We start from the raw sequence: 22,189 nt of genomic DNA on the forward strand, positions 1-22,189 counted from the left end.
TCGGGGTGGAAATTGGAGGTTTTTTTAATGGCAAATGATGTTTTTAAACACGCTCGGAAACGAGGACACAGCGTTGTGGAGAACGCTCTACTTGATGATTGTAACCTTACAGGAATGGCAAAATACCTTTTAATTCAGTTCTGTTCACATCGCGATGGTGTTTGGAAGGTTAACATGCCAGATATTATTAAACGTTCTAAAAACGGACGTGACGCGCATTATAACGCACTTACAGAATTGATACATAATAAATATGCTGCTCGTGTTAAAGTTTTAGACAAAGGTAAGTTCATACAGCAAATTTACATTTACGGGCAAATAAAAGAAGATGTAGCCGAAATGTTAGATGAAACAATCCAAGAACAAATTTCGGAAGGATATACAGTTCGGGTGGAATTCGGAGAGCCACTTCCTGAAAACCCGGAAATGGTTTCCGGAGGTTCGGAGAGCTCCAAAAATCCGTTTCCTGAAAATCCGGATGTGGAAAACCCGAATCCGGAAATCCAGTACAATATAAATAACCAAAGAAAAAATACCAAAAAAGAAAATACCAATATATATATAAATGATATAGCGGAATTTGATGATGATAAGCGAAGCTTCTCTTCTCCTTCCCTAACAGAAGAACAATTAAATTTAATTATTAATTCTCTTCGGGAAGCTACAAAAGACGAATTAACAGATCGAAGCTTTAAATCGGTTTTGCGAAAAGTAATGGATAAATATAATCAAGGGAAAGTCTCTAATTTTAGGGATTATTTGATTACGGCTTTGGTTAATAAAATTGAAGAGTTGGAACTTCGTAGAATTAAAGAAAATGCTAAGAAACAATTACAAGAAGATAAATTGGATCGTAATGTTATAACTCAGTCGCTTTCAACACACGAATATACAGGTAAAGTTCCATTTTATGATTGGTTAGCTTCATAAAATGATTTTTAATTTTCAAAAATGTATACTGAAATAGAACATTAAAAATTATTAGGTGGGTGATTTTAATGAAGCGTTGTATTTATTTAAGAGATACTGAACCAACTTTATCATTTGTTTCGGAGGAACATATTTTTCCTGCAGGCATAGGTGGAATTCAAAAGTTACCTAGTAATTATGTGAGTGATCAATGTAACAACAGCTTTTCAACCATGGAATTAGAATTCATGAGGAACTCCCTGATTTCGCTACCAAGACAATTTTATGGACCGGGAAAAAGAGGTAGTTTAAATGTTCGAAAAGCTACTAGATCACAAATATGCCTTATGAGTTATGAAGATGAACCCAATACAGTTTTCTTAGGCTATATGAAATTAGGTCAGCCATTCTTTATTCAACAATTAAAAATAAATGCAAATGGAAACTTTCATATACGTGTTGGGTCTGATTTTAGTAATATTGACCAATTCCTTGAAAACTTTAATCAGAAGTTAAGAAGTTTTAAAGGAAGATACATTCTTCATATGGATGATAAAGTTGACCCTAATGAATTTGTTATTGGATTAGAAGAAGATGGACGAACATGGCATGTTTGTTTAAGTAATGAAGAGTTGGTTTCACGAATTGATAGTTGTATCGAAAGTATACTGAATCAAGGTGGCATTCAAACAATAAATTCTGAATTTAGAAGTGCTCAAGTTACTACTGAGCAAAGCTTGCAGTTCACAGATACGTATTTTCGAGTTTGTTCTAAAATAGTTTTTAACTTTTTGGCTTTTGTTAAAGGACAAGAATTTGTTTTAGAGGAACAGTTTAATCCAATAAGAGAGTGGATTGTAAATGGTGGTGAAAATACATTCGCCAATTTAACTGGAGGGCAAAAACTCGAACGAGTATTTGCTCTTATAGACTTACCACAATTCGCTCATATAATTATGATTGTTCAAGATCGTAATGATTTGTTTGGGATCATTAGTTTTTATGGAGGTCATTTTGAAACGGTTATTAAACTAAGTAATCAGTTCAATGGAGTTTTCGGAATGGATGGGTTTATTTGTGATTGGAAGAATAGAAATGAATCTAGATTCATTGAACTTGTAAGTAAGAGAAATGAAAGTTTAAATATGTAATCAATTGTTATTTAATCAAACACCATTGTTAATGGTGTTTTTATTTTTTAAAAATTTCACGTACTATATCTGTTGTGTAAATGAAGTTTTTGGTCTATAGGGGATTTTGACGAAGACAAGGATTTTCCTTCCACCATCACGAATGCTATAACAAGAGGTGATGGTGTTATGACAGATAAAACAGACAGATCTCAATCCATATATATCAGCAAAGATGTGGCGGTAATGCTCAAAATCCAGGAGTCAACTTTACGCAAGTACTGTATCATGCTTGAAGAGCAAGGATACCACTTCCACAAGAACGAACATGGCCATCGTGGATTCCTTGATAACGATGTTATAACGCTCCGGAAATTAATAGAAATTAAGTCACACCCTGATATGACATTAAAACATGCTTGTAGCGCAATAATGACATGGGTTAAAGAAAAAGATATGTCAGAGGTTGATACGAATGTTATAAAGGAATCTGAGCAACATGACGAGCGATATAACGAGTTAAAAGAAATGATTCAGCAACAGAATGAATTGTTGAAGAAGATGGCAAAGAAATTAGATGATCAGCAACGGTATATTGATGAGAAATTAGAAAAACGAGATGAAATGCTTATGCGAGCCATTAGAGAAACACAAGAACAAAAAGCACTTTTAGAAACAGCAGCAACGAATAAGAAACCTTGGTGGAAATTATGGTGAAGATTTTCCACCAAGGTAACTACTTATTACGATGTATTCTGCATGGACAGGAAATTAAAATCATGGGAGAGATATAGTAATGACAATGTCAGAAATCATCTATGTGATTATAGGGTTATTAATGGGGTACATTACAGCATTCATTACACAAAAGGCAAAGAACGATGCGTTAAAGAAGGATAGCGAAGAACTTGCATTACTCAGAGAGAGAGGGAAAAATCTCGCTACTAAAGAAGATATACAAGAGATAACAAAGCTACAAGAATCAGTAAAGACTACATTCCAAGTTGAAATGGAGCAACAAAAAGCGGAAATAAGTAGAATTTCAAAGGAATATGAGTTGTATGCGGTAAAGAAACATGAATATTACCCTGAGCTGTATAAAAATATAGAATTATGTATTGAGAGAGTAAAAGATTTAGAGCTTAGAGGACGAAATTTAGAATCCCCTTTAGACTTCTTAACCTTTACTAAAGAAGATATAACTGTATATATCTCAGATAAACCATTTAAACCATCTGAAAAGGATCTGATCCTTTCAACTTGGGATAACAATAGAGCATTAGGTGTCAGGGATCTTGAATATATTCTACATAGAATAGAGTACAGTGAGGCAGAGAAAATACATCGTGCGGCGGAAAGATTCTATTTTTCCCATCGATTGTACTTTTCTGATAAAATCAGTGCAATTGCGAACACCTTAATACATAACACGTATGTTTTATTGTTTAATTTAGACCCTGACTCTAGATTTGCTGTAGATCCAGAGTATACCGAAGAATTACGTGAAGCAAATGAAGAAATAAATACCGAAATAGATAAATTGAGGTTAGATCTATTCAAAAAACTTCAAAAGGAACTAAAAACAAAAAACACAAATGAATAGTAGCCTCTTTTGAAACCCTTACTATTATGTACGGGTTTTCTTTTTTTATGAACTTATATAACAGTTATATAATTGTTATATCATAATTAATAATTTGTTGTAGTTTTATTTAAACTAATGTAGAATAAATCCGTAAATACATAACTATTATATAACTGATGAATAAGTATTAATTATTTTCTAGGGGGAAATAAAATGACGAAAGTATTTGCAATTGATCATGGTAATGGCGCTGTTAAAATGCGTACAGATGTCTTTAAAAAGACACTTCCATCTATTTACTCATTCGCTTCCAATGTAGGAGAAGCTTTATCTGGCGGAAAAATGAAGCTTAAAACTTACAAAGTCGATGGCGCTGAGTATGTATGGGGCGATGATATCATTAAAGTAAGCAACACTTTGAACACATACGCTCAACAAAATCGCTATAAAACAAACCAATACAAAACATTATCCAAAATTGCTCTAGCTGAAATGGCGATAAAAACAAACGTAAAAGGTTACGATGAAGTTTTAGTTGTAACTGGTGTTCCTAGCCAAGAAATTGGTACAAAAGCAGTTGATGAAATCAAAGAAGTGTACCAAGGAACTCATGAAGTTGAAGTGAACGGTAAGAAAGTAACTATTAATGTTGTTGACGTAATCGTTCTTGCTCAGCCAGTAGGTACAGTTATGAGTCGTTACCTTGATGAAGATGGTTTTGTGAGTGATGATTCTTACGAAGATATGACTGTTGGTATCATTGATATCGGAACAGGTACAACTGATTTAGATGTAGTATCAATGTTACGACGTGAAAAAGAATCCACTTCAGTCCCAAAAGGGATGCACGATGTATACGAGCCGATTGTATCTAAAATCAAGAAAGAAACAAGTGCTAGTATCAATGATTACAAATTAGAAAAAGTATTTGAAATTGGCGAATATCAAGCTTCTAAGCGTATGGATCCAATCAATTTCAATGACGAGAAGACAGCATCTATTAAAGAAGTTTACGATTTCATTGTAAATGGTGTAAATAATGCTTGGAAAACATTTGATCGCTTTGACGAAGTTCTTGTTTCTGGTGGAGGTGCGAATACATTCCATGAGTTATTGGAAGAATGGATTGGTAAAGTAACAAAGTTAGAAGAAAGTCAAACTGCAAACGTAGAGGGATTCTATAGATACGGAAAATTCGAGGTAGGCGAAGAAGATGGCGAATAAGACGTACCTTTTGTCTTATGATGATGTACTAGATAAGGATATCAAATTGTGGCTCGAATCGTTACCGCGTAATCGCAAAGCGGAAATGGTAAGGACAGCTATTAGACAATACATGCATACTAGTGGGACAGCGCCTGTTATTGCTATTGCTCCGGTAGTCGAAAAGAAAGAAGAACCAAAAGAAAAGAAGCGTCCTAAATTAAAACGTGGTGGAGATTTCGAATCCTAATAACAAATAAAGGCCCTGATTATTCAGGGCTTTTTCTATTCTATCTTCACCTTTGATTACATAACATAATTATTGCCTGTTACCTTGTAACTCTTCCCAGCTTCGACCGTACAACTGGGTGTGCTGTTTAGTTAGGGAAGAGTTACTATATTTCTGTTCAACAGGTGGTTTCATTTTGCAGATAAATGCATGCTGCAGATCGCCATCTGCTCTTACAGAAATGATTGCATGAAATCTCGGTAATCTTGCTGCATCATCAATTGAAATAGTTGGTTCTAATCGATGTTGGGACAACTCGAATGTTTTAATGTGGTCATTGGCGAATAATATTTGTTGTACACCGCCGCCTTGTAAGTTTTCCTGTAAAGAAGTAGGTAGCTTATTCCAATGATGGAATGCATATAACGCTCCAAACCGTTCCTTACGTCCTTCTGTACCGATACGCCCCATCAATTTAGTCAATCCTTCAGTAGCGTATTGCTCAGGCTCATTAAACACAATAAAACAACCGTTAGCTTGTTCTTTCTTATTCATAAGCATACGTGTCATGAATGTTTTAAGTGTTATCCAGTGTACAAGTGTTTTAGAGGCCAATTCTCCTAATTTACGGTTTGGTATACGAATAATAACAACTTTGCCTTCCTGCATCCACTTAGCGAAATCTACTTCTTCCTTTGGATCCTGCGAAAAGATGTCATATAAGGTGTCGTTACCAAAGAAATCATCTAATCGATTTAAAACCGCATCCACTTTACTCCCTAATTCAGTATTATCCCCCCATGACAATAACTCTTCTGCTAATCTGTTATTGCCTTCCCCAAGCAGCTTTTCAATTACACTTACACGAAACTCCTCATCCTCTATGATTCTTTTGATATTAAACAAAGATCCACCCGCTGCCTTTGCTGCTGCTTTCAAATATCGCTTAGATCGTGCCATTTTCTCCATGTCTCCAAAGAAATCAATTACTTCATCTGCAAATCGGCTTGCACCTTTACGTCCTAGCTTCGTAATAACCTCAGTCAAATCCATCGGCACAATGTAATTTTCATCGCTTAAATCGATATCTATTATTTTATCTGGAGGAAGCGCATCACGTATTCCATCTGCCATCCCTCTCTCTCCTGCTTCACAAATTACTTCAGGAATGATAGCACTAATACCATGATTTAAACAGCCATCTACTATCCAATTCTTAATTGCAGTGTCCTTACCAGAACCTTGCTGTCCTATAAAGGTATACCCTCTGTACAATTCATCAGGATTCTTAACAGGGAAGTAGATTGGTATTTTCTTATCTTTCAATTCACTTTCACCTAAATGAATACCACTCGGATCACATAATACACTTGGAATATCCGTTTCTGTTTTCTTTTTAACGTTTAACGCATCTTCATAGCGCCTTTGCAGCTCCGATGTAGGCATTTGCATTGCTAATTTAGTCATTTCATCAGTTGATATTAAATTCACGTTACCATTTAATCTGGTACGTTTGGATAAGTGTAGCGTGTTCAATTCATCAAGAACTTCTTTCTTTCTGCTTTTAATGTTAATTTTAACACCATGCAATTCGTTGTTATCGGCTATTTCACTAAAAGAAAGGGATAAGGTTTCACCAATCGTTTCTCGTGTTAAACGGTCTTGTGAATGCGCTGCGATACGTATATGACTTTTGAAAACAGGATTGTTTAACTTTTCGCGACTTGCACTACTAACATGACGTGCATTTATTTCATCTTCTAAAGAGAAAGGTTTATCAATCACTTTGTTTTTATTGTATGATTTATCACTTTTAAAGAATGAATTTGCTAAAGCATTGAACAAATCCGTTATCAAGAAATTGACTTCATTCACAAAACCTCCAAGCGCTTTTTTAGAAGCACCTAATACCATCCTAGAGTTCAATGTAGCTCTTTGAGGTATTTTCCCTTTCGAAAGTTTTTCGTAAGCCCATGATGCGTTTTTTATCCACTTCTGGCGGTTCTCTGCTTCATTACAAATACTTAACCTTGCAAAATCACCATCATACTGTAATTCATCTATTGTGTTCATGATTGTAGCGATAGGAGTTCTCTGCTCGTTTGCATTTGTATTCAAGCTAAATATATCGTGTTTAAGATATTTCAACTCTTGGACAATCGTGTTTTCTTCCGGGACCTTAATTTGCTCAAGAGAAGCTTCTTTTATTGTCACCTGCATTTTATTTTCTAGCTTTCGTTTTAATTTGATTGCCTGGTACTCTGAAGTGGAAACATAAAATTCAATCTTTTTCTGTCCATTCTCTTGCTTGAATATCACATCAAACCAAAACAGATCCTTTTCACGGTATACAAACCTGAATCCATCACGCTCTATACGTGTTCCTGGTGACTCATACATTTCGTACATCTTGTAAATGGATTTCCATAATCGACGTGTATTATTGGAGACATTGCTATGAGGGATAATACGATACACAACCATTTTATTTTGCTCTGTTTGAAAGAAATCTGACCATGAAATGGTTTCTGTTCGCTTCCACCATTTCTTTTTCTTCTTGGGTGGTATTTCAGCAGGAACACCACCTAGGTAAATTGCCGGGTAGTAAAATTGAGGTCGTTCAGGAAAATGGTCTTTCTTTTCATCCACTTCACACACCTCCAAGAATCGTAAGGGCAAGGATTAGAAATGCTGTATACCAACTTATCGTTTTCATTAAACTCCCTTTACCTAACATAGATGAAAGAATAATGAATGCACCTGCTGCAATTGTTGTGTATCCCATGATGTCAGGAAGGTTAATAACAAACAAATCCCACACTATAGATGCACACTCTTTAATGAAATGACCTATCGGTTTAAAAATAAGTTCAACTTCACCATGTACAACCCAATCAGAAAAATCATTTATCTTATCCATGAAAGTTCCTTCTTTCGCCTTTTCACCTATATATGCACTCGAATTAGCCAATATCATTTGACCACCATTTAATACGAATTTCATTGTCAAATCCTCCTTTATATCCCTTTTAGGAAGTCCCTGATATCAACTGCATGCCTGGCAAGCACGTATCCGCAGCATACACCAATCAATATTTCCAAAGCTTTTGTACGATGTCCCAAAGCCCAACTAGCACCAGAAAAGATAATAACAAGCACTACTCCTGCATCGAAACTGTTCATAATCGCCCCATGAACATTTCCGAAGGTGCTATTAACAGTAGCCGCAAGTGTTACTTTAGGTAGGATCATGATTAATGAACCGGTAGTAGCGGTAATAACTTTTTTAAATGCGGTAACATCACTTTTTTTCTTGTTTTTATAACTCCCATCCATGAAATCTCGAAACGGTATTACTTCTGTTTTTGCCATGATGTACACCTCTCACATGAAATTTTTAAAAACGGACATACTAACAGCAAATCCTTAAATTATGGAGGTACTTATTATGCATGTTGCTATTGCTGTAGCAGTTGGGGCAATTATTGGCACACTGGTTAATGTTTTTGGGGGTTAGATGGCATAAATGGCAGTGGACTTGATGAGGTCTGCTGCTTTTTTGTTTGTGCTTTAAGTTGCTGAATTCGTTCGGATGCAGTTTGTTTTTGAGGAATTGGAGCAGGTTTTACTTCTTTTTCTTTTGGGATTTCTTTTACTATAACTTCAGGTTGTTCAGATTCCTTTGTATGAGCAGTTTCTTCTTGTTTAAGGTTCATAGCTTCCCAAATCAACTTCTTCACGTATCCACTAAAATTACGACGTTTAACGTGTTGTAACATCAATCTATCTTTCTCGTTTTTTTCATTAAAAGCTACTGGTTTGCTAAATTTAGCCACTTTTATCACTCCTTTTGGTAGTAGCGGTGATATCGCTTCGTTAAAGGATATTTAGTATTGCTTGCACAATATGCCTAATCTATTTTGCAATTGCGTATATTTTTTTGCATTTGGGACAAGAATGGTTAAAAAATCAGTGGAGGAGATTCAAGTGTGGGGTAGAGGTATTGGGAGACATAAAACAAAGCTAGCTAAATTTCTAGCTAGCTACGATTATTCAATACAGGAATTTTCAAAGGTTAGCAAAGTGAACAGAAATACAGTGGGGCAGTTGTGTAATGATAAAGATTACATACCATCACCAACTACGATGCAGAAGATTATGAAGGTAGTTAGAAAGCATGAACCAAGAAAGCAAATAACAGACTTTTGGACTATGTAAAACGGTAATACCGATATTATCGAAAAAGACATAAAAAATAGCCCTACTTTGGCAGTGGACTTGTTGGTTAGCTATAAGCGCGCGTTACGCTATTAGCTATATGCAGAGGATATGCTTTTGTTGCGTGTACATAAATAATAATTTTAAGACAAATAAAAAAGAGGGATTCCCCATATTTAGGGAACCCCTCTTTTCACTTACTTCACATATACATAGGCTGCATTTGCAGTAACATAGTATGTTTTGCCCTTGCTATTGTGTACTTTGTATTGTGGTGATCCATTGACAGTTACTTTTGCATCGATAGTAAACCCTAATCCTGTATCTACAGAACCAGCAACATCTTTATCCTGCCAAGATGGAGAATCGTAGAAACGTAGGTTGTTCACTTTAGAAACAACGCGTTTGCCTACAATAGATGAATCTACTGTACTTTTCTTATCGAATTTCACATAAGAGGAATCGTATTTAATCCACTGTTCTCCCCCTAAATTTAACCAACCATCTTTTTCAGCCCATACAACATAAGCTTCTGGTTTGTTTAACTGACGAATTTTTGAGTAACTTGTATCTGGTCCTTTACGTAAATTCACGTTGTAACCATTAATATGCGCAACTCCATCTGTTACTGCTGTTGGTACTTCTTCTGGTTTAGATGGTTGTTCTGGAACAGAAACATCAACATTAGAATTATTGTATGCACGCTTCACATCAGCGCGGAATTGCGCTTCTGATACGCCATGACTACGTAAGTAATCAAGTGGATCTTCGTGGTCAGTACCGCCAAGATGATGCGTCACATCGCTATGCGTCCATAAACCTTTTTCTACACTAATACCACGATCACGTAGGATTTTAGCAAGTAGCTTCACATACTTATCATAACTACGTTTAAATTTCTCGTAATCTTTTGTTTCGCAAAGCTCCACATGTACAAAACGTTTATTAGCAGCAGGGCCACCGCCATACGCAATATACTTTGTATCTGCAATTTGAATGGTTTCGTTCCAATCAACTGCATAATGAACGAAAGCATTACGCCATGTACGAGTTTCATATTTTTGAATATTAATAGCTGGAGCTTCTGGAGTTGCTGTACTATGAGCTACAACGCCCTCGTAAGCACCCACACCATAACGGTATGGAATTTTAGGTAAATCCTCAATAATAAGCGTTCTATCAGCAAAAGCCCCTGTAGCAAAGCTTAACAGGAGCAATAGAGTCATAAATGCAGAGGAAATGAGTTTAATTGATTTTTTCATTAGGCATCTTCTCCTTTTTCTTCGTGATCAGTCCAAATACCCAAAGCAATCCCGAATAAGTAAACGGCCTTTTCGACATTATCCAAGTTCCCCTCGAATCCAGTCACTCCAAAGACCGATAAAATTAATCCAAAGCATGAAAAAAGCGCAACCCATGTTTTCCAGTTGCGCAAGCGTTTTAAAATATTTTCTTTTGTAAGTGGCATTTTTAATTTGCCTCCTTTTCTAAATTGTCAAGACGTTTGTGTGCTTGTTTCGAGCTTTCTTCAACCCTTGTGACTCGTTCACCAAGCGCAATCATTTGTTTCTCACTTGCTTTCAAATCAATTCGAATATCATCAACACCCTTGCGGATATACCCCAATTCAGCTCTCATTTCTGCACTCTGTTGCCCATCCGATTTAATTGCTTTTGTTTTATTCAAAGAGTATGCTAAGTAGCTAATAGCAAGGGATAACACTGCAATTAGCACACCAATTTCAATTGTCATTGTTTACCTCCTTTCAAAATAAAAAGAGGAGCATTATGCCCCTCTTTTGTTTAACATGAATATTTTTCATACTCTAAGCCGTTACCACATTCACAATCAATATCTACAGAGGCGTTACTGCAGCCACCACTGAATGAATAAGAGGTAAGGTGTATTTCAATCTTTCCTTTTTTTAATTCATCACTTTTGAATTCTTGTTCTTCTCCACATTTAGGACATTTAATGATAAAACTCATAAAACAACCTCCTTTTAGGCAATAAAAAAAGAACAGCTTATTGCTGCTCTGTAGTGCCTGTTTGATTTTCAGTTGGTGTTTCTGGTGTTCCTTCTTCTTCCGTTGGTGGTGTAGTTGGCTCAGTAGTTGTGCTGCCTTCACCTGTTCCTTCAGTTGGTTCTTCAGTTGTTGGTGGAGTACCAGGGTCAGTCGTTCCACCTTCAGTCGGTGGTTCTGTCATTGGTGGTTCAACTGGATCTGTTGGTTGCTCGGGTTCAGTTACGGGTGGTTGTTCCGGCTCTTTCGGTTCTTCTTTAATTAGAACAACTTGCGTCACCTCGAATTTTTGATAAATATTATAGCCGATTAAAACCGTAGTTACATTAGAACTGTTTAGCTGTGAATTCAAAAACTTGATATCGAAATCAATGTCTACAGGAATTTCTACGGATTGTCCATTTCTTAATAGCACTTTCACTTTTTTAGAGGTGTTATCTGTATTTTCTACAGGAACTACAACTCTTTTTACATCAAGACGTGCACTAATAAGATCTCCAATTAGTACCGTTGTAATTTCCCCATTGTTTAATTGCTCATTAAGTAATACAGGATTGTATTCGTCTGTTTGTACCACTAACTTCTCGCTACTTGTATACACTTCAATTGTCTTCATATCTTCATTCCTCCAATAAAAAAGAGAAGCTATTTAGCTTCTCTCAGTTTTTTTGCTTCTTCAATTTTTACTTTTGCGCCGTCCGTATTAACCGATTGCATATCTGTTACTACCTCAGAAAGTTTATCGAAGTATTCTTTCTTATCAGGAACGTCTTTCTTCACTTCATCAATAAACAATTGAACATAACCTGCTGATCTAGGTAAATCTTCTTGTTTATGTTTATTATCACGTGTAACTTCACTAGCGATATATTCCTCCAAAGCGTTAGCATCCGACCATAAATAAACAGTTTCCCCTTTATCCTGCCAACCTTTGATAATATCTCTTGAAGCGAAGCGCCATGGATATTTTTCTGATTTTAAATCAACTGTTCTGTTAGTTGGTGTTGAATTCTCTTTGGATTTATTTTCTTTTTGAACATCTGAACTAACTTGCTTTGCTTCGGGCTTGGTTGTCTTATCAGTATCACCACAAGCTGTTAAACTACCTATTGCTAGAGCAGACGCTAAAATTAATGATAGTCTTTTCTTCATCCCCAATTACCCCCGTGCTGTTTTCTTACATTCTATCACACCTTTCATACTATTATGTTATATTTTTAGAAGTTTCCGCCAATATTAGAACTTATGAACAAACGTGAATTAACAGTAGCTGTTATTCGTGCTAAATCATTAGGAGTTAATTTGATCTCTACCCATCTACCACGATTTATTTTCCCATCTGTATCTTTTGAAAGGTACGGGATGATATCTATATTCTCCTTACTTGTATCTGTAATTGGAACTACATTTCCGTCAACAGTGATTTTTATAGAAGAAGGCGTCCTATTTAATTCATAAATCCCAAAGTCTATTTCGTGAATATGGTCCGGTATCGTCACTTCATGTGTATGATTTGGAATTTCGACGGTATGCGTATGGTTTGGTATCGTTACTTCGTGAGTATGATTAGGTATATTTATACTATGAGCATGATCTGGAATATTCGTAGTATGTGAATGATCAGGTATATCAAAATTATGTGTATGCGATGGCACTGAAACACTATGAGTGTGTGATGGTACATTTACAGAATGGTTATGGTTGAATTGGTCGGTAAAGGTTGTAGTATGCCTATGGTTTTCTAAGTCCCCTCCAGTAGAAATACTTGTTTCAATTTGCATTTCACCAAATATTTTTGATGAAGTTGTAGAAACTGAACCACCACCACTCGAACTAGTTTGTGTCGAGCTGCCACCAGAAGCAGTCGACTTAGCAATTCCACCACCGCTAGAACTCGTTTGCACTGAAGCACCACCAGCGGAAGTCGAACCTACCGTGCCGCCACCGGAAGAAGTCGAGGACACGTTTGCTCCGCCAGCTGAGGTCGAGGACACGTTTGCTCCGCCAGCGGAACTAGAAACTGTTGTAGCGCCTCCGCCTTTCGTAGCGCGCTCAAAAGCACGAAAAGCACTAGTTTCATAAGAAAGCATCATACTATTAATATTTACTACATCTTCTGGTAAATAAAATTTAATTACAGCCGGATGTTTAGAATCACAGTTATCAGAAAATGAACTCGAATCCATATTTGTACTTCCCTGCGAATACACCTCATTAACCTTCTGTCGTTTCTCCAAATCAGCCTGTGTCGTTCCTAAATCCTCAAGTTTATTCGCTAATACCAATTTCACAGCGAGCGGGTTTCCATCTGCATCATCTTTCGAATGGCTCATAACCCGTACATCCACTTTTACACCTAATTCTTCATCTATAACACGAACTAACTTACCAGTTCGGAATTTTTCAAGTTTGTATGGATCTATTAACTCATAATCTATTGCATCCACTTCATATGTCACTTTTGGTACGCATCGTTCTAACAATAATGCTTTAGCGGAATCGTAAAGTGCTTTCGGGTCTTTGAAGCGTCTGTCAGCCCAAATGTATTCGAATCCTTCATATTGCTCTAAAATAGAAAAAGGAGCGTCTATATAAGGTACTCCTCCGTTCACATCTTTAATCGTAAGTTGATTAACCCCTTCGCCATATCCAAGTGGATAAATACGTGTCATTACCTCTTTTGACTCAATATACCGTTTAATCCCCTTCATATTCTTCCTGTATCGAATCTCGGCTGTGATCTCGTCAGTCACCTGCATAAGATGCAATGTCCATGGATACGTAGAGTCATCCCACGTCCATTGATACCTTTGATCAAACGGCTTTGGAATACTGAACAATGGACCTAATAATGTTGATTCGTTTTCCCAATTGTAATGAAAATATCGAGTGAATTGACATGCACCTAACTGCCAGTGTTTAGTCTTCTGCTTACTCAGTAAGTATTCAATGTTATCTCTTGTAGGTAAATTTACTCGCTGATGCAAACCAAAAAGCACGCTATCCATAAGAGTGGATAGAACGTGCTCGCAGTCATACGTTATGATTTTCTTTTCTTCATCTCTTTCAGTTACACTATCCATGACACGAAACATTCCGATACGCTTACCGTTATCGAATATCTCTACAAAATCAAAGGTATCGATTTCTTTTCGTTTCATATCATCGTAGGGCAATGAAAAACCCGCTGTCCAAACTTCGTTCAGAGGCGGGTTGTACTTTATTTTATATGCGTTCTCAAGATAGGCCTTGAGCTGCATTTGTTTGTTATAGAGTTTAACATTCACATTATGCATAGCTTACACCATCTCTTAATAATGTTAAACCAAGCCCCTTTGCGGTATTCTCAAACATTACTTTGTATCCTTCATCGTTTGGGTGTAGTCCGTCAAATAATAAAGAATCGATGGTTACGCCAGTATTAACCGCATATTCCATATAACCTTTATAATTTGAAATGTAATCCATCTTAAATTCTTTGGTCACCTGATGAATTGAGCGGTCTACGTCATCCATTTTGAAATTACGTACCGCTTCCATATCGTTCGCTACAGAAACCGGATTTGCTGCCATGACAATTACGTCTTTTCCTAACGAACGAATGTATTTAATGAGCTCTCTTTGATAACTTTTTGTAACAGCCGTTGTTTTGAAATTATGACGGTCATTCGTGCCGATTTGCATAATAACAATGTTGTCATTTGATTCAATTAATTGATCTCTTTGTTGGTATAGATACTGTGAATGTTTACCGCTAATACCAAAATTAATAACATCAGCGCTTTTAGGGATTTTTAACCCTTGAATGTAAATAGAGTTAGCGGACGCGCTAGTATTTTTTCGGTTTGTCTCCCGAATTTCTACTAAGTGATCGCCTAATACCAAGCCAGTAACTTTCTTTTCTACATTATCGGCATATGTTCCATAAGTATCTAATTCTCCCCACTTCACACCATCCACATAAATATCCATAATGCCACCACCGCCAATAGTAGCATGGTAAATACTGAAATGGTCACCGTAAAAAGTGAATTGGATTCCGTTGTTTTCCGTTGTATTAGAAAAGAAAGCTTGCCATTTAAACGTGGCAGCGTTATTCTCTACAATTTGATGTGTTGCTGCTAAGAAAGAAATGTTTGGATCATTCACTGAGACGTCGAATTCACGATTATACTCAGCTAAAACATGATCTCTTAGCATATTTGCCCAACAAACTGCAGTTGTTACGTTTGTTTTAAATCCAGTGTTACCAATCGGTTTATCGGTTGCTGAGTAACCAGTACCACACAGGCCAGCTGTAATTGAGTCTCCAATGAGTTTAATGACTGTCCTAACAAACGGATTGTTTAAATGTTTATGAATGATTTCCTTAATTGTTAGAACTTCATCCGCTGCCCCAATTATCTTTATAAAATTCGTATTTTTCCCCAGAGGAATACTGTTGTAATAGTAAAAAAGTAATCTCTTATTTTTAAACTTCAGCTTATCATTATATACTTCAAACGAAACGGTAAAAGGAGATTTCGTTATATCTAAAACAAACGCATATAATTTTGTATCAGCAGGGAGATCAATATAAAGGTTTGTTCCTGTCTGATTCAAATTAAAAATGTCAGTACCGATTGTTGCGAATGTATTAGGTTTAATAACGAGTCTTTTACTCTTCAAATTAACGGTAATCATATCTTTTGATATAATTGTTGCTTCATACATATTAATTCGAGTGTAATCTAATGCATCTGCAGCAACGTTTGCATTTGTAACGGTGATTTTTCTATCAGTTAGATAGTTATAATTATCATCGTCACTAATAAATGTAATGAATTCGTAGTTTTGACCATATACTTTTTTCCCGTAAAAACGAGCGATTGATAATTCATTATCTCCTGCTGAAGTATATGGCTTACAAATTAACTCGCTTGTTCTGTGGTTATAAACCAATAAGTGCAATACACCATCATTACTTGAATCTGGTAATGATAATTCAATCTGTGAAGGTGATATATTAAATGCATACTTTTCTATAGATACATAACAATTCTTTAGAACTGTAATTTTTCGAGTTTTATAGTTAACTTCGATATAATTTCGATTGATTACCTGTACTTCAGGAACATACATTTTCTCGAAGTTAACAGCATTATCAGCAATACGGCTTCGTGATGCTGGTTGCAACGACTCGTTAGAATTACGAATCGCTTGATTTATTTTGGGGTAACCTTCTCTTAATTTATCTGACGGTAATAATTCTTGCGCTGGAGTAAAAGTTATTTCAGTCATATCAGCCATAGCGCCACCACCTTCTACATATATTTTGCGTTGAATTCAAATGAAATTTGAAAATGTAGGTTTGTACCAGTAATAGAAATCGAATTTTCACCTGGAAGTAACTCTAAAAAGTCTCCTGTCATCTTCGATATATAATTCTGTCCATCCCTAGTGACCACATAGTGTTGGCTATCAATTAAAAGATTGGCACCTTCAGGAAATGGGCCCACAGAAAAACTCTTACCATTTGTGGTAAGAGTCATTGAACTTGCACTTCCAGTTATCGTAATTATTGGGCGAACTACAAGTGAACCTACATTTTCAATTTGTACTGTTGTTGGTGTAGTGACCTCATAACTAAAATCACCAATACCAAATGGTATATCTGACATGAAAGGGATATCATCTCCCCATAAAACATCACCAGAGGTATCAAATACTGAATAAGCATGTGGATCATACGCAGTTAAAGGTAATTCGAATTTACCCATACTAAAATAACGGTCAATTGGTATCGAACCGCTATAACGGGCCAAATAATATTTATCAGGTTCATAATCAAATATTAGTTTTACGGTTTTAGGCTTACCGTATGGATCAATAAAGGCCATTACCATTTTTCTGATTGCTTCTGGTAATGAATCTGTTTCTTTTTTCAATTTCACGTGAAGCGGTAAGCTGAATTCTCTTGGTCCTAAAGTAGCACCAAAATCATATGCTCCATGCATTCCTGGTATCGTAATAGTGTTATCACGTGTAGCTGGGGCAGCAGGGTTTTGGTGCTCTCTTAATAGAGATAAGTTTAGTTCGCTTATGTGTTTTCCGTCTATTGTTAAACTCATCTATATCCCCCACTTCTACTAACTCCTTGAACATATTTGCCTAGTTCTCTAGCGATCTTTTGTATATCAGCTTCTTCACGAACAATAAATGTGGTTCCCTCAAGCATTCTATCGAAATTATAAGTATTTCCTCCGTTTGAAGGAGTGTTAGCGATTTTGCCTAACATCGTTTCAACAGACTGTGTTTGAATATCTGGCGTAGTAAGCAAGTCCCCTAAGAGTCCTTTTACTTGCGGGAAAGCGAGTTTAATACTATCAGAGATTGGCCCGCCAAAATCTAAATGGTCTAAGTCGCTTAAAGGACCTGTTTTTGCAGGAGAGAAAGGAAGAAAATCACGAACTTTCCCTGCAATATCAGACATTGTACCTAAAACCTTGTCTTTCATACTGTTCAATCCATCTTTAAGCATATCCATTAAACCTTGACCAGCTTTAAAGAATGTGTCTTTAGCATCATTTAACTTATCAGTCATACTTTTAACTACACTATCTTTAATTGTGCTTCCTAACTTACCTACAAGGGCTATAATACCTTTGATAAGTTCTAATATAATCTTTCCACCTGCTTCGAGTATCTTTGGCAAGTTATCTATAATCGCTTTAGCTATTTCGACGATTAATTTTAATCCCGTCTCGATTAATTTTGGCAAGATTTTAATAATCCCCTCAATTAATGCTGTAAGTATTTTTACACCAGCCTCAATTATTTTAGGAAGGTTTTGTATTAAAACTTCAACTAATTTAATGATTATCTTAATTGCTGCATCGATTAATTGAGGTAACACTTGGATAATCCCGTCAATCAATGCCATTAGGATTTTTATACCTGCATCAATTAATTTTGGGAGGTTTTGAATAAGCATGTCGCAAATTTTAGTAATCAACATGATAGCTGTTTCGATTAATTGAGGGAGGATTTGAATAATCCCATCAATTAGCGCCATTAAGATCTTAATACCTGCATCAATGATTTGTGGTAACAATGTAACTATTGTATTAACAAGTGTTTGAATCACTTGTAAAATCGCAGTTATAATTTGTGGCAAACATTGAATAATTCCATTTATCAGAGCCATTAAGATTTGTATTCCTGCATCAAGCAATTGAGGAATTAAAGGGATAATAGCTTGAATCAATGTTGTGATAATTTGTATAGCTGCATTCACAATCATTGGAAGAACTTGAACAATCCCTTGTACTAAAGCATTTATGATTTGTACAGCTGCTAAAATTATTTGTGGGAGTGCTTGCGTGATAGCTGTAACTAAAGTCTGTATCAAGTTAATACCTACAGTAACAAGTTGAGGTAATAGTGTAACAAGTCCAGTGATAAACGTTGTGATAACTTGTGTGACCGCTGTTACAAGTTGTGGAAGTGATTGTGAAATACCTTGAATTATACTTACTATTATTTTTACACCTTGCTCTACGATAGTTGGCAATTGTGTTGATATGAATGTAGTAAATGCGGTAACGATGTTGTTTACTATTTCTCCAAACTTAGTTACCAATTGAGCGCCACCAGTGTTTACTCCATCTGACATTCTTGCAAACATTGTGGTAATGCCAATAATTAGACCCGGTATCCCTCCGATAATTAGTGCGATAATATTAGGTATTAAAGTGACAAAAAATTGAATCAACGGGTCGAAATTACCTTGAAATGCAGATTTTACAGCATCTACTAACTGAACGATTACTTCTCTTATTTTTGCTACAGCCATACCGATAGCCTGCGCGGCATTTTGAAAACCTTCTGGTAAGTGAGTAATCCAATCATTTAAGTAATCCCCATCTACCGCTGTCCAGAATAAGTATTTTCCTAGGTTTACAATATGTTGCCCAAATCGAGCAACTGAACCTATAGCAATTGAAACTGCGTCGTGGATTTTTGCTACTGCACGACCTATCTTCTCCGCAGCAGGTTGAAAGCTTTCTGGCAAATGTGTAATCCAGTCGTTCAGATAATCTCCATCAACAGCAGTCCAAAACAGATACTTTCCTAAAACTGCGATAGCTTGTCCGAATTGTTTAACAGCACCTAATGCTTTCATAACTCCTGCTCTAAATTGTTCATTTGTTTTCCATAAATGAGAGAGATACATCGCCAAACCTACTACCGCTGCCGCTACAACCCATACCGTCGCACTCATAGCTGCTAAACCTGTAATTAGTGGTCCGATAAGCATCCAAATAGAAGACCATGCAGCTAACATACCGTTCCATAGTCCAATACCTATAGCTAAAGGAGAGAGTATCAATGTTAATAATGGTATTAACATCATCGTGCCCTGGATGAATTTAGCTAGTACTGGATGTGCTTCATTAAATTTGATAACAAGATCTGCTATTGCGCTAATAAAGTTATAAATAGGAATCATCATTGCAGCAAAAGCATCTTTCATAGGCTGAAATGCTTTTGAAAGTTTCTCTAACATTTTAGTGTAGGCTTCCGCATACTTTGGATTCATTTCCATATTAGATTTGTGTAACGCTCCATAAAGCAATACGGATGATGCCGCAGCCGCTAAAGCAACCATTTGGAACCTCATTAAACCTTGGTTAATCATCATGGTCATATTCTGTAAATCTTTCATACTCGCAGTTGGACCCAACATTTTCAGAGCCAGTACTGAAGCGTTACCTGCATTAGCCATTCTGTTTAGCGCATCCGCAGCACGTAAACCAGCGTTATTGATTGTGTATAGAGGATTTGCCATTCTTGTATAATTTTCACGTATACGAGTTGCTTGCGTCGTCATATTCTGCATATAACCTATGGTCTGTAACATTCCCATCATAGCTAATCTATTTGAGTTTATAGCTGCGTCTGCTGCTGCTTTTTGAGCTTTTCCTACTCTTTGAACTTCCGCTAAGAATTCTCTAGTTGTACCTGTGTAATTTTGAGACGCTTGTGCTAACTTAAAATATTGATATTGAGCTCCGATCATTTGATCTTTAACACCGCGCATTGCAATAGCTTGTTGTCGGTGAGCGCTCGCCATTTCACTATACATTTGTCTAGCTTCTTCAGAAGTACCTCGATATACATAGCGAATACGTCTTCCTAAGCTATCATAACGTGCTCCTACTTCATCAGTTAAACCACGAGTAGCTTGTGCAACCCCATCACCAATATGATTTAACTCATCATTTACTCGTTGTACATCCCTTCGAATGTTCCCAGTATCTAACCTGGTATCTATCTCAACACGTCCATCCGCCATTCATTTCACCTACCTTCAAGCTGTGACTTTTGTGCTTCCATTCTCTTTTGGAATGCTATAAATTCCTGATACTCTCTAATTTCTTTTGCTCTCGGAAGTTCGTACATTTCTTTCATTTTCTTGATACGTTTTCTCTCGTCAGCGTTGTGTTTCTCCTTTGGCGGAATCTCACAAGTTCGATAATAAAGCGCTTGTCCCATTGGAGATTTGCTAGAAAGATTGCGGAAGAGAGCAATAAACTTATTCCATTGCATTTTCCCTTGTTGTTCAATTAGATCGATATTATAGTCAAACAAAAAAGAGGAAAAAATCCGTTCTGCATCTACTACAAAATCTACAGTAGGGATGGTCGGCGCCTTTTCCTCTTCTTTCTCCTCTATTTTCTTTTTCATTAATAATTTCAAATCAATATCTAACCTATCTTTTAAAATGTCCAGTAACAACATTGATTTACGTTCCATATCCAACTGATTCATGGACACTTTATCTACAACCAACATATTCAATGCAATGTCAGTTTTAAGGTGCTCATTAATACTTTCATCTTCAAACAAATCGAACAGCAAAAGGATATTATCAAAGGCTAAATTCAATTCTAAACGAACGCCATTCCATGTATAGAAATCATAATCACGTTCGGTTAATTTAAGCATTATTTCTTCACGTTGCTTAGATATTTATTACGAGTTTCATCTGTTTTCTTCTGACTTTCTTCCACATAAATTTCATTTAAATACTGAACTAGCCCCATTAAATTCGCAGAAGATCTTCCCGCTTTTTCATAAAGAGAAGCAAATGTTCCTTCGCCTAAGAAAGTTTCAACGATGTCTTTCACTAATTCTTTTTGGTGAACTGATAACTGTTCAATCTCCTCATCAGTAGCAGTTTCGAAGTTTTGAATTAATCCCGTAATCTTTTTGGAATCCTCATCAAACTTCTTGAAAGCTTTACCGTATTTCAAAATTGAATCATCATTAAAATCCACTCTATGAATTTCTCCTGCAATATCTACCTCTTTATACGTTTTTTCAAATTCAAACTTAAATTGTGTCATGTATTTCTCTCCTTTTTAGATAATAGAAAAAGAGCCGTATTAACGACTCTTTCTTAAGGTGTTACAGGTGCTTCTGTGAATGTTGGTTTCCCATCGAATGAGATAGTGAATTCAATTTCGCCCTTGCTATTGGCGTCGCCTCCGGGAGCTTTAATTTCAGAAATTGTTGCTTTACCTTCCCATTTGTCACCATTTGGTTCTGTTACCGTGAATGTTGTTTTACGAGCGGGCCCAAATTTATTCAGCAAACTCATGATATAATCTTGCGCTGCGTCTCCGTAGAAACGATGCCCTTCAAATCCGTATCCCAGCATACCACCAGTTACATCACGTTCTGCAGAACCACCACCATCGTAGTAGTACGTTTCTTCTGTTTCTTCGTTATTATCCGGATCAACCGATGTGATACCTTTTGCAATTGCAGCCTTTGTAGGTGTTTGTCCGCCTGGCGTTATGTCGATTTCAAATTTGTAACCGTAGTTCAGTAAAAATGACATATT

Annotated in this window: 24 protein-coding genes; 7 read left to right on the forward strand and 17 right to left on the reverse strand. The window is 36.3% G+C overall.

The annotated features are described in order from the left end of the window. The 6 genes from KFD70_RS22005 to KFD70_RS22030 all read left to right on the forward strand — a co-directional run. On the forward strand, nt 1–930 hold a 930-nt coding region (locus tag KFD70_RS22005), incomplete at its 5' end, for a hypothetical protein (protein ID WP_431613345.1). Between the two features lie 68 nt (nt 931–998). Beyond that, the gene (locus KFD70_RS22010; RefSeq protein WP_431613346.1) at nt 999–2,060 is read left to right on the forward strand and encodes a hypothetical protein; all 1,062 of its coding nucleotides are present in this window, start codon (nt 999–1,001) and stop codon (nt 2,058–2,060) included. Between the two features lie 168 nt (nt 2,061–2,228). Then, a complete protein-coding gene (locus KFD70_RS22015; RefSeq protein ID WP_431613347.1) occupies nt 2,229–2,756 on the forward strand; it encodes a DUF3967 domain-containing protein in 528 nt (175 codons plus the stop codon). 79 nt (nt 2,757–2,835) lie between these two features. Further along, on the forward strand, nt 2,836–3,642 hold the full coding sequence (locus KFD70_RS22020) for a hypothetical protein (protein ID WP_431613348.1): 807 nt from the start codon (nt 2,836–2,838) through the stop codon (nt 3,640–3,642). Nucleotides 3,643–3,837: 195 nt separating this feature from the next. Next, complete coding sequence (locus KFD70_RS22025) at nt 3,838–4,848, forward strand: ParM/StbA family protein (protein ID WP_431613349.1); 1,011 nt, start codon at nt 3,838–3,840, stop codon at nt 4,846–4,848. Beyond that, a complete protein-coding gene (locus tag KFD70_RS22030; protein WP_431613350.1) occupies nt 4,838–5,077 on the forward strand; it encodes a hypothetical protein in 240 nt (79 codons plus the stop codon). Before KFD70_RS22025 ends, KFD70_RS22030 begins: the two co-directional genes overlap by 11 nt. 69 nt (nt 5,078–5,146) lie before the next feature. On the opposite strand, the gene KFD70_RS22035 is transcribed toward KFD70_RS22030, so the two are convergent. From KFD70_RS22035 to KFD70_RS22050, 4 genes are all read right to left on the reverse strand, one after another. Continuing rightward, nucleotides 5,147–7,705, reverse strand: coding sequence for an ATP-binding protein (locus KFD70_RS22035; RefSeq protein ID WP_431613351.1), 2,559 nt, complete (start codon nt 7,703–7,705; stop codon nt 5,147–5,149). Nucleotide 7,706: 1 nt separating this feature from the next. Continuing rightward, nucleotides 7,707–8,060, reverse strand: a complete 354-nt coding sequence (locus KFD70_RS22040) for a hypothetical protein (RefSeq protein ID WP_431613352.1) — start codon at nt 8,058–8,060, stop codon at nt 7,707–7,709. A gap of 14 nt (nt 8,061–8,074) precedes the next feature. Beyond that, entirely contained in the window at nt 8,075–8,428 is a 354-nt protein-coding gene (locus KFD70_RS22045) for a glycosyltransferase (RefSeq protein ID WP_431613353.1), read from the reverse strand. A 125-nt stretch (nt 8,429–8,553) separates the two neighbouring features. After that, on the reverse strand, nt 8,554–8,898 hold the full coding sequence (locus tag KFD70_RS22050; protein WP_431613418.1) for a hypothetical protein: 345 nt from the start codon (nt 8,896–8,898) through the stop codon (nt 8,554–8,556). Between the two features lie 145 nt (nt 8,899–9,043). Here KFD70_RS22050 and KFD70_RS22055 point away from each other — a divergent pair, with 145 nt between their 5' ends. Continuing rightward, complete coding sequence (locus KFD70_RS22055) at nt 9,044–9,274, forward strand: helix-turn-helix domain-containing protein (RefSeq protein WP_431613354.1); 231 nt, start codon at nt 9,044–9,046, stop codon at nt 9,272–9,274. 197 nt (nt 9,275–9,471) lie between these two features. Here the strand turns inward: KFD70_RS22055 and KFD70_RS22060 are convergent, their stop codons facing one another. The 13 genes from KFD70_RS22060 to KFD70_RS22120 all read right to left on the reverse strand — a co-directional run bounded on the left by KFD70_RS22060 (nt 9,472) and on the right by KFD70_RS22120 (nt 22,186). Beyond that, nucleotides 9,472–10,536, reverse strand: coding sequence for an N-acetylmuramoyl-L-alanine amidase (locus KFD70_RS22060; protein ID WP_431613355.1), 1,065 nt, complete (start codon nt 10,534–10,536; stop codon nt 9,472–9,474). Beyond that, nucleotides 10,536–10,742, reverse strand: coding sequence for a hypothetical protein (locus KFD70_RS22065; protein ID WP_431613356.1), 207 nt, complete (start codon nt 10,740–10,742; stop codon nt 10,536–10,538). The genes KFD70_RS22060 and KFD70_RS22065 overlap by 1 nt, the downstream gene beginning before the upstream one ends. A gap of 2 nt (nt 10,743–10,744) precedes the next feature. After that, the gene (locus tag KFD70_RS22070) at nt 10,745–11,026 is read right to left on the reverse strand and encodes a hypothetical protein (protein WP_431613357.1); all 282 of its coding nucleotides are present in this window, start codon (nt 11,024–11,026) and stop codon (nt 10,745–10,747) included. A gap of 50 nt (nt 11,027–11,076) precedes the next feature. After that, nucleotides 11,077–11,262 carry a hypothetical protein gene (locus tag KFD70_RS22075; protein ID WP_431613358.1) on the reverse strand — a complete coding sequence of 62 codons (186 nt, stop codon included), beginning with the start codon at nt 11,260–11,262 and terminating at the stop codon, nt 11,077–11,079. Between the two features lie 37 nt (nt 11,263–11,299). After that, complete coding sequence (locus KFD70_RS22080) at nt 11,300–11,914, reverse strand: hypothetical protein (protein WP_431613359.1); 615 nt, start codon at nt 11,912–11,914, stop codon at nt 11,300–11,302. 29 nt (nt 11,915–11,943) lie between these two features. Next, a complete protein-coding gene (locus tag KFD70_RS22085) occupies nt 11,944–12,450 on the reverse strand; it encodes a hypothetical protein (RefSeq protein WP_431613360.1) in 507 nt (168 codons plus the stop codon). A 65-nt stretch (nt 12,451–12,515) separates the two neighbouring features. Next, on the reverse strand, nt 12,516–14,594 hold the full coding sequence (locus tag KFD70_RS22090; RefSeq protein WP_431613361.1) for a phage tail spike protein: 2,079 nt from the start codon (nt 14,592–14,594) through the stop codon (nt 12,516–12,518). Next, the gene (locus tag KFD70_RS22095; RefSeq protein WP_431613362.1) at nt 14,587–16,587 is read right to left on the reverse strand and encodes an SGNH/GDSL hydrolase family protein; all 2,001 of its coding nucleotides are present in this window, start codon (nt 16,585–16,587) and stop codon (nt 14,587–14,589) included. Before KFD70_RS22095 ends, KFD70_RS22090 begins: the two co-directional genes overlap by 8 nt. Nucleotides 16,588–16,601: 14 nt before the next feature. Further along, nucleotides 16,602–17,408 (reverse strand): distal tail protein Dit, encoded by an 807-nt coding sequence (locus tag KFD70_RS22100; protein WP_431613363.1) that lies wholly within the window; start codon nt 17,406–17,408, stop codon nt 16,602–16,604. Then, the gene (locus tag KFD70_RS22105) at nt 17,405–20,635 is read right to left on the reverse strand and encodes a phage tail protein (RefSeq protein WP_431613364.1); all 3,231 of its coding nucleotides are present in this window, start codon (nt 20,633–20,635) and stop codon (nt 17,405–17,407) included. The genes KFD70_RS22100 and KFD70_RS22105 overlap by 4 nt, the downstream gene beginning before the upstream one ends. Nucleotides 20,636–20,640: 5 nt before the next feature. Then, nucleotides 20,641–21,288: a Gp15 family bacteriophage protein gene (locus KFD70_RS22110; protein WP_431613365.1), complete on the reverse strand. Its 648-nt coding sequence runs from the start codon at nt 21,286–21,288 to the stop codon at nt 20,641–20,643. Beyond that, nucleotides 21,288–21,689, reverse strand: a complete 402-nt coding sequence (locus tag KFD70_RS22115; protein ID WP_000191450.1) for a hypothetical protein — start codon at nt 21,687–21,689, stop codon at nt 21,288–21,290. Before KFD70_RS22115 ends, KFD70_RS22110 begins: the two co-directional genes overlap by 1 nt. Nucleotides 21,690–21,742: 53 nt before the next feature. Next, complete coding sequence (locus KFD70_RS22120; RefSeq protein ID WP_431613366.1) at nt 21,743–22,186, reverse strand: phage tail tube protein; 444 nt, start codon at nt 22,184–22,186, stop codon at nt 21,743–21,745. Between the last annotated feature and the right edge of the window lie 3 nt (nt 22,187–22,189).

The organism is Bacillus pfraonensis (assembly GCF_050768835.1).
Taxonomy (GTDB): Bacteria; Bacillota; Bacilli; order Bacillales; family Bacillaceae_G; genus Bacillus_A; species Bacillus_A pfraonensis.

Bases quoted from the DNA above. Each gene is read 5' to 3' on its own strand.
- KFD70_RS22015 (WP_431613347.1), top strand. From the start codon at position 2,229: ATGACAGATAAAACAGACAGATCTCAATCCATATATATCAGCAAAGAT.
- KFD70_RS22110 (WP_431613365.1), bottom strand. From the start codon at position 21,288: ATGCTTAAATTAACCGAACGTGATTATGATTTCTATACATGGAATGGC.
- KFD70_RS22060 (WP_431613355.1), bottom strand. From the start codon at position 10,536: ATGAAAAAATCAATTAAACTCATTTCCTCTGCATTTATGACTCTATTG.
- KFD70_RS22020 (WP_431613348.1), top strand. From the start codon at position 2,836: ATGACAATGTCAGAAATCATCTATGTGATTATAGGGTTATTAATGGGG.
- KFD70_RS22030 (WP_431613350.1), top strand. From the start codon at position 4,838: ATGGCGAATAAGACGTACCTTTTGTCTTATGATGATGTACTAGATAAG.
- KFD70_RS22010 (WP_431613346.1), top strand. From the start codon at position 999: ATGAAGCGTTGTATTTATTTAAGAGATACTGAACCAACTTTATCATTT.
- KFD70_RS22075 (WP_431613358.1), bottom strand. From the start codon at position 11,262: ATGAGTTTTATCATTAAATGTCCTAAATGTGGAGAAGAACAAGAATTC.
- KFD70_RS22120 (WP_431613366.1), bottom strand. From the start codon at position 22,186: ATGTCATTTTTACTGAACTACGGTTACAAATTTGAAATCGACATAACG.
- KFD70_RS22070 (WP_431613357.1), bottom strand. From the start codon at position 11,026: ATGACAATTGAAATTGGTGTGCTAATTGCAGTGTTATCCCTTGCTATT.
- KFD70_RS22105 (WP_431613364.1), bottom strand. From the start codon at position 20,635: ATGGCGGATGGACGTGTTGAGATAGATACCAGGTTAGATACTGGGAAC.
- KFD70_RS22080 (WP_431613359.1), bottom strand. From the start codon at position 11,914: ATGAAGACAATTGAAGTGTATACAAGTAGCGAGAAGTTAGTGGTACAA.
- KFD70_RS22045 (WP_431613353.1), bottom strand. From the start codon at position 8,428: ATGGCAAAAACAGAAGTAATACCGTTTCGAGATTTCATGGATGGGAGT.
- KFD70_RS22025 (WP_431613349.1), top strand. From the start codon at position 3,838: ATGACGAAAGTATTTGCAATTGATCATGGTAATGGCGCTGTTAAAATG.
- KFD70_RS22100 (WP_431613363.1), bottom strand. From the start codon at position 17,408: ATGAGTTTAACAATAGACGGAAAACACATAAGCGAACTAAACTTATCT.
- KFD70_RS22065 (WP_431613356.1), bottom strand. From the start codon at position 10,742: ATGCCACTTACAAAAGAAAATATTTTAAAACGCTTGCGCAACTGGAAA.
- KFD70_RS22040 (WP_431613352.1), bottom strand. From the start codon at position 8,060: ATGAAATTCGTATTAAATGGTGGTCAAATGATATTGGCTAATTCGAGT.
- KFD70_RS22095 (WP_431613362.1), bottom strand. From the start codon at position 16,587: ATGGCTGATATGACTGAAATAACTTTTACTCCAGCGCAAGAATTATTA.
- KFD70_RS22115 (WP_000191450.1), bottom strand. From the start codon at position 21,689: ATGACACAATTTAAGTTTGAATTTGAAAAAACGTATAAAGAGGTAGAT.
- KFD70_RS22090 (WP_431613361.1), bottom strand. From the start codon at position 14,594: ATGCATAATGTGAATGTTAAACTCTATAACAAACAAATGCAGCTCAAG.
- KFD70_RS22085 (WP_431613360.1), bottom strand. From the start codon at position 12,450: ATGAAGAAAAGACTATCATTAATTTTAGCGTCTGCTCTAGCAATAGGT.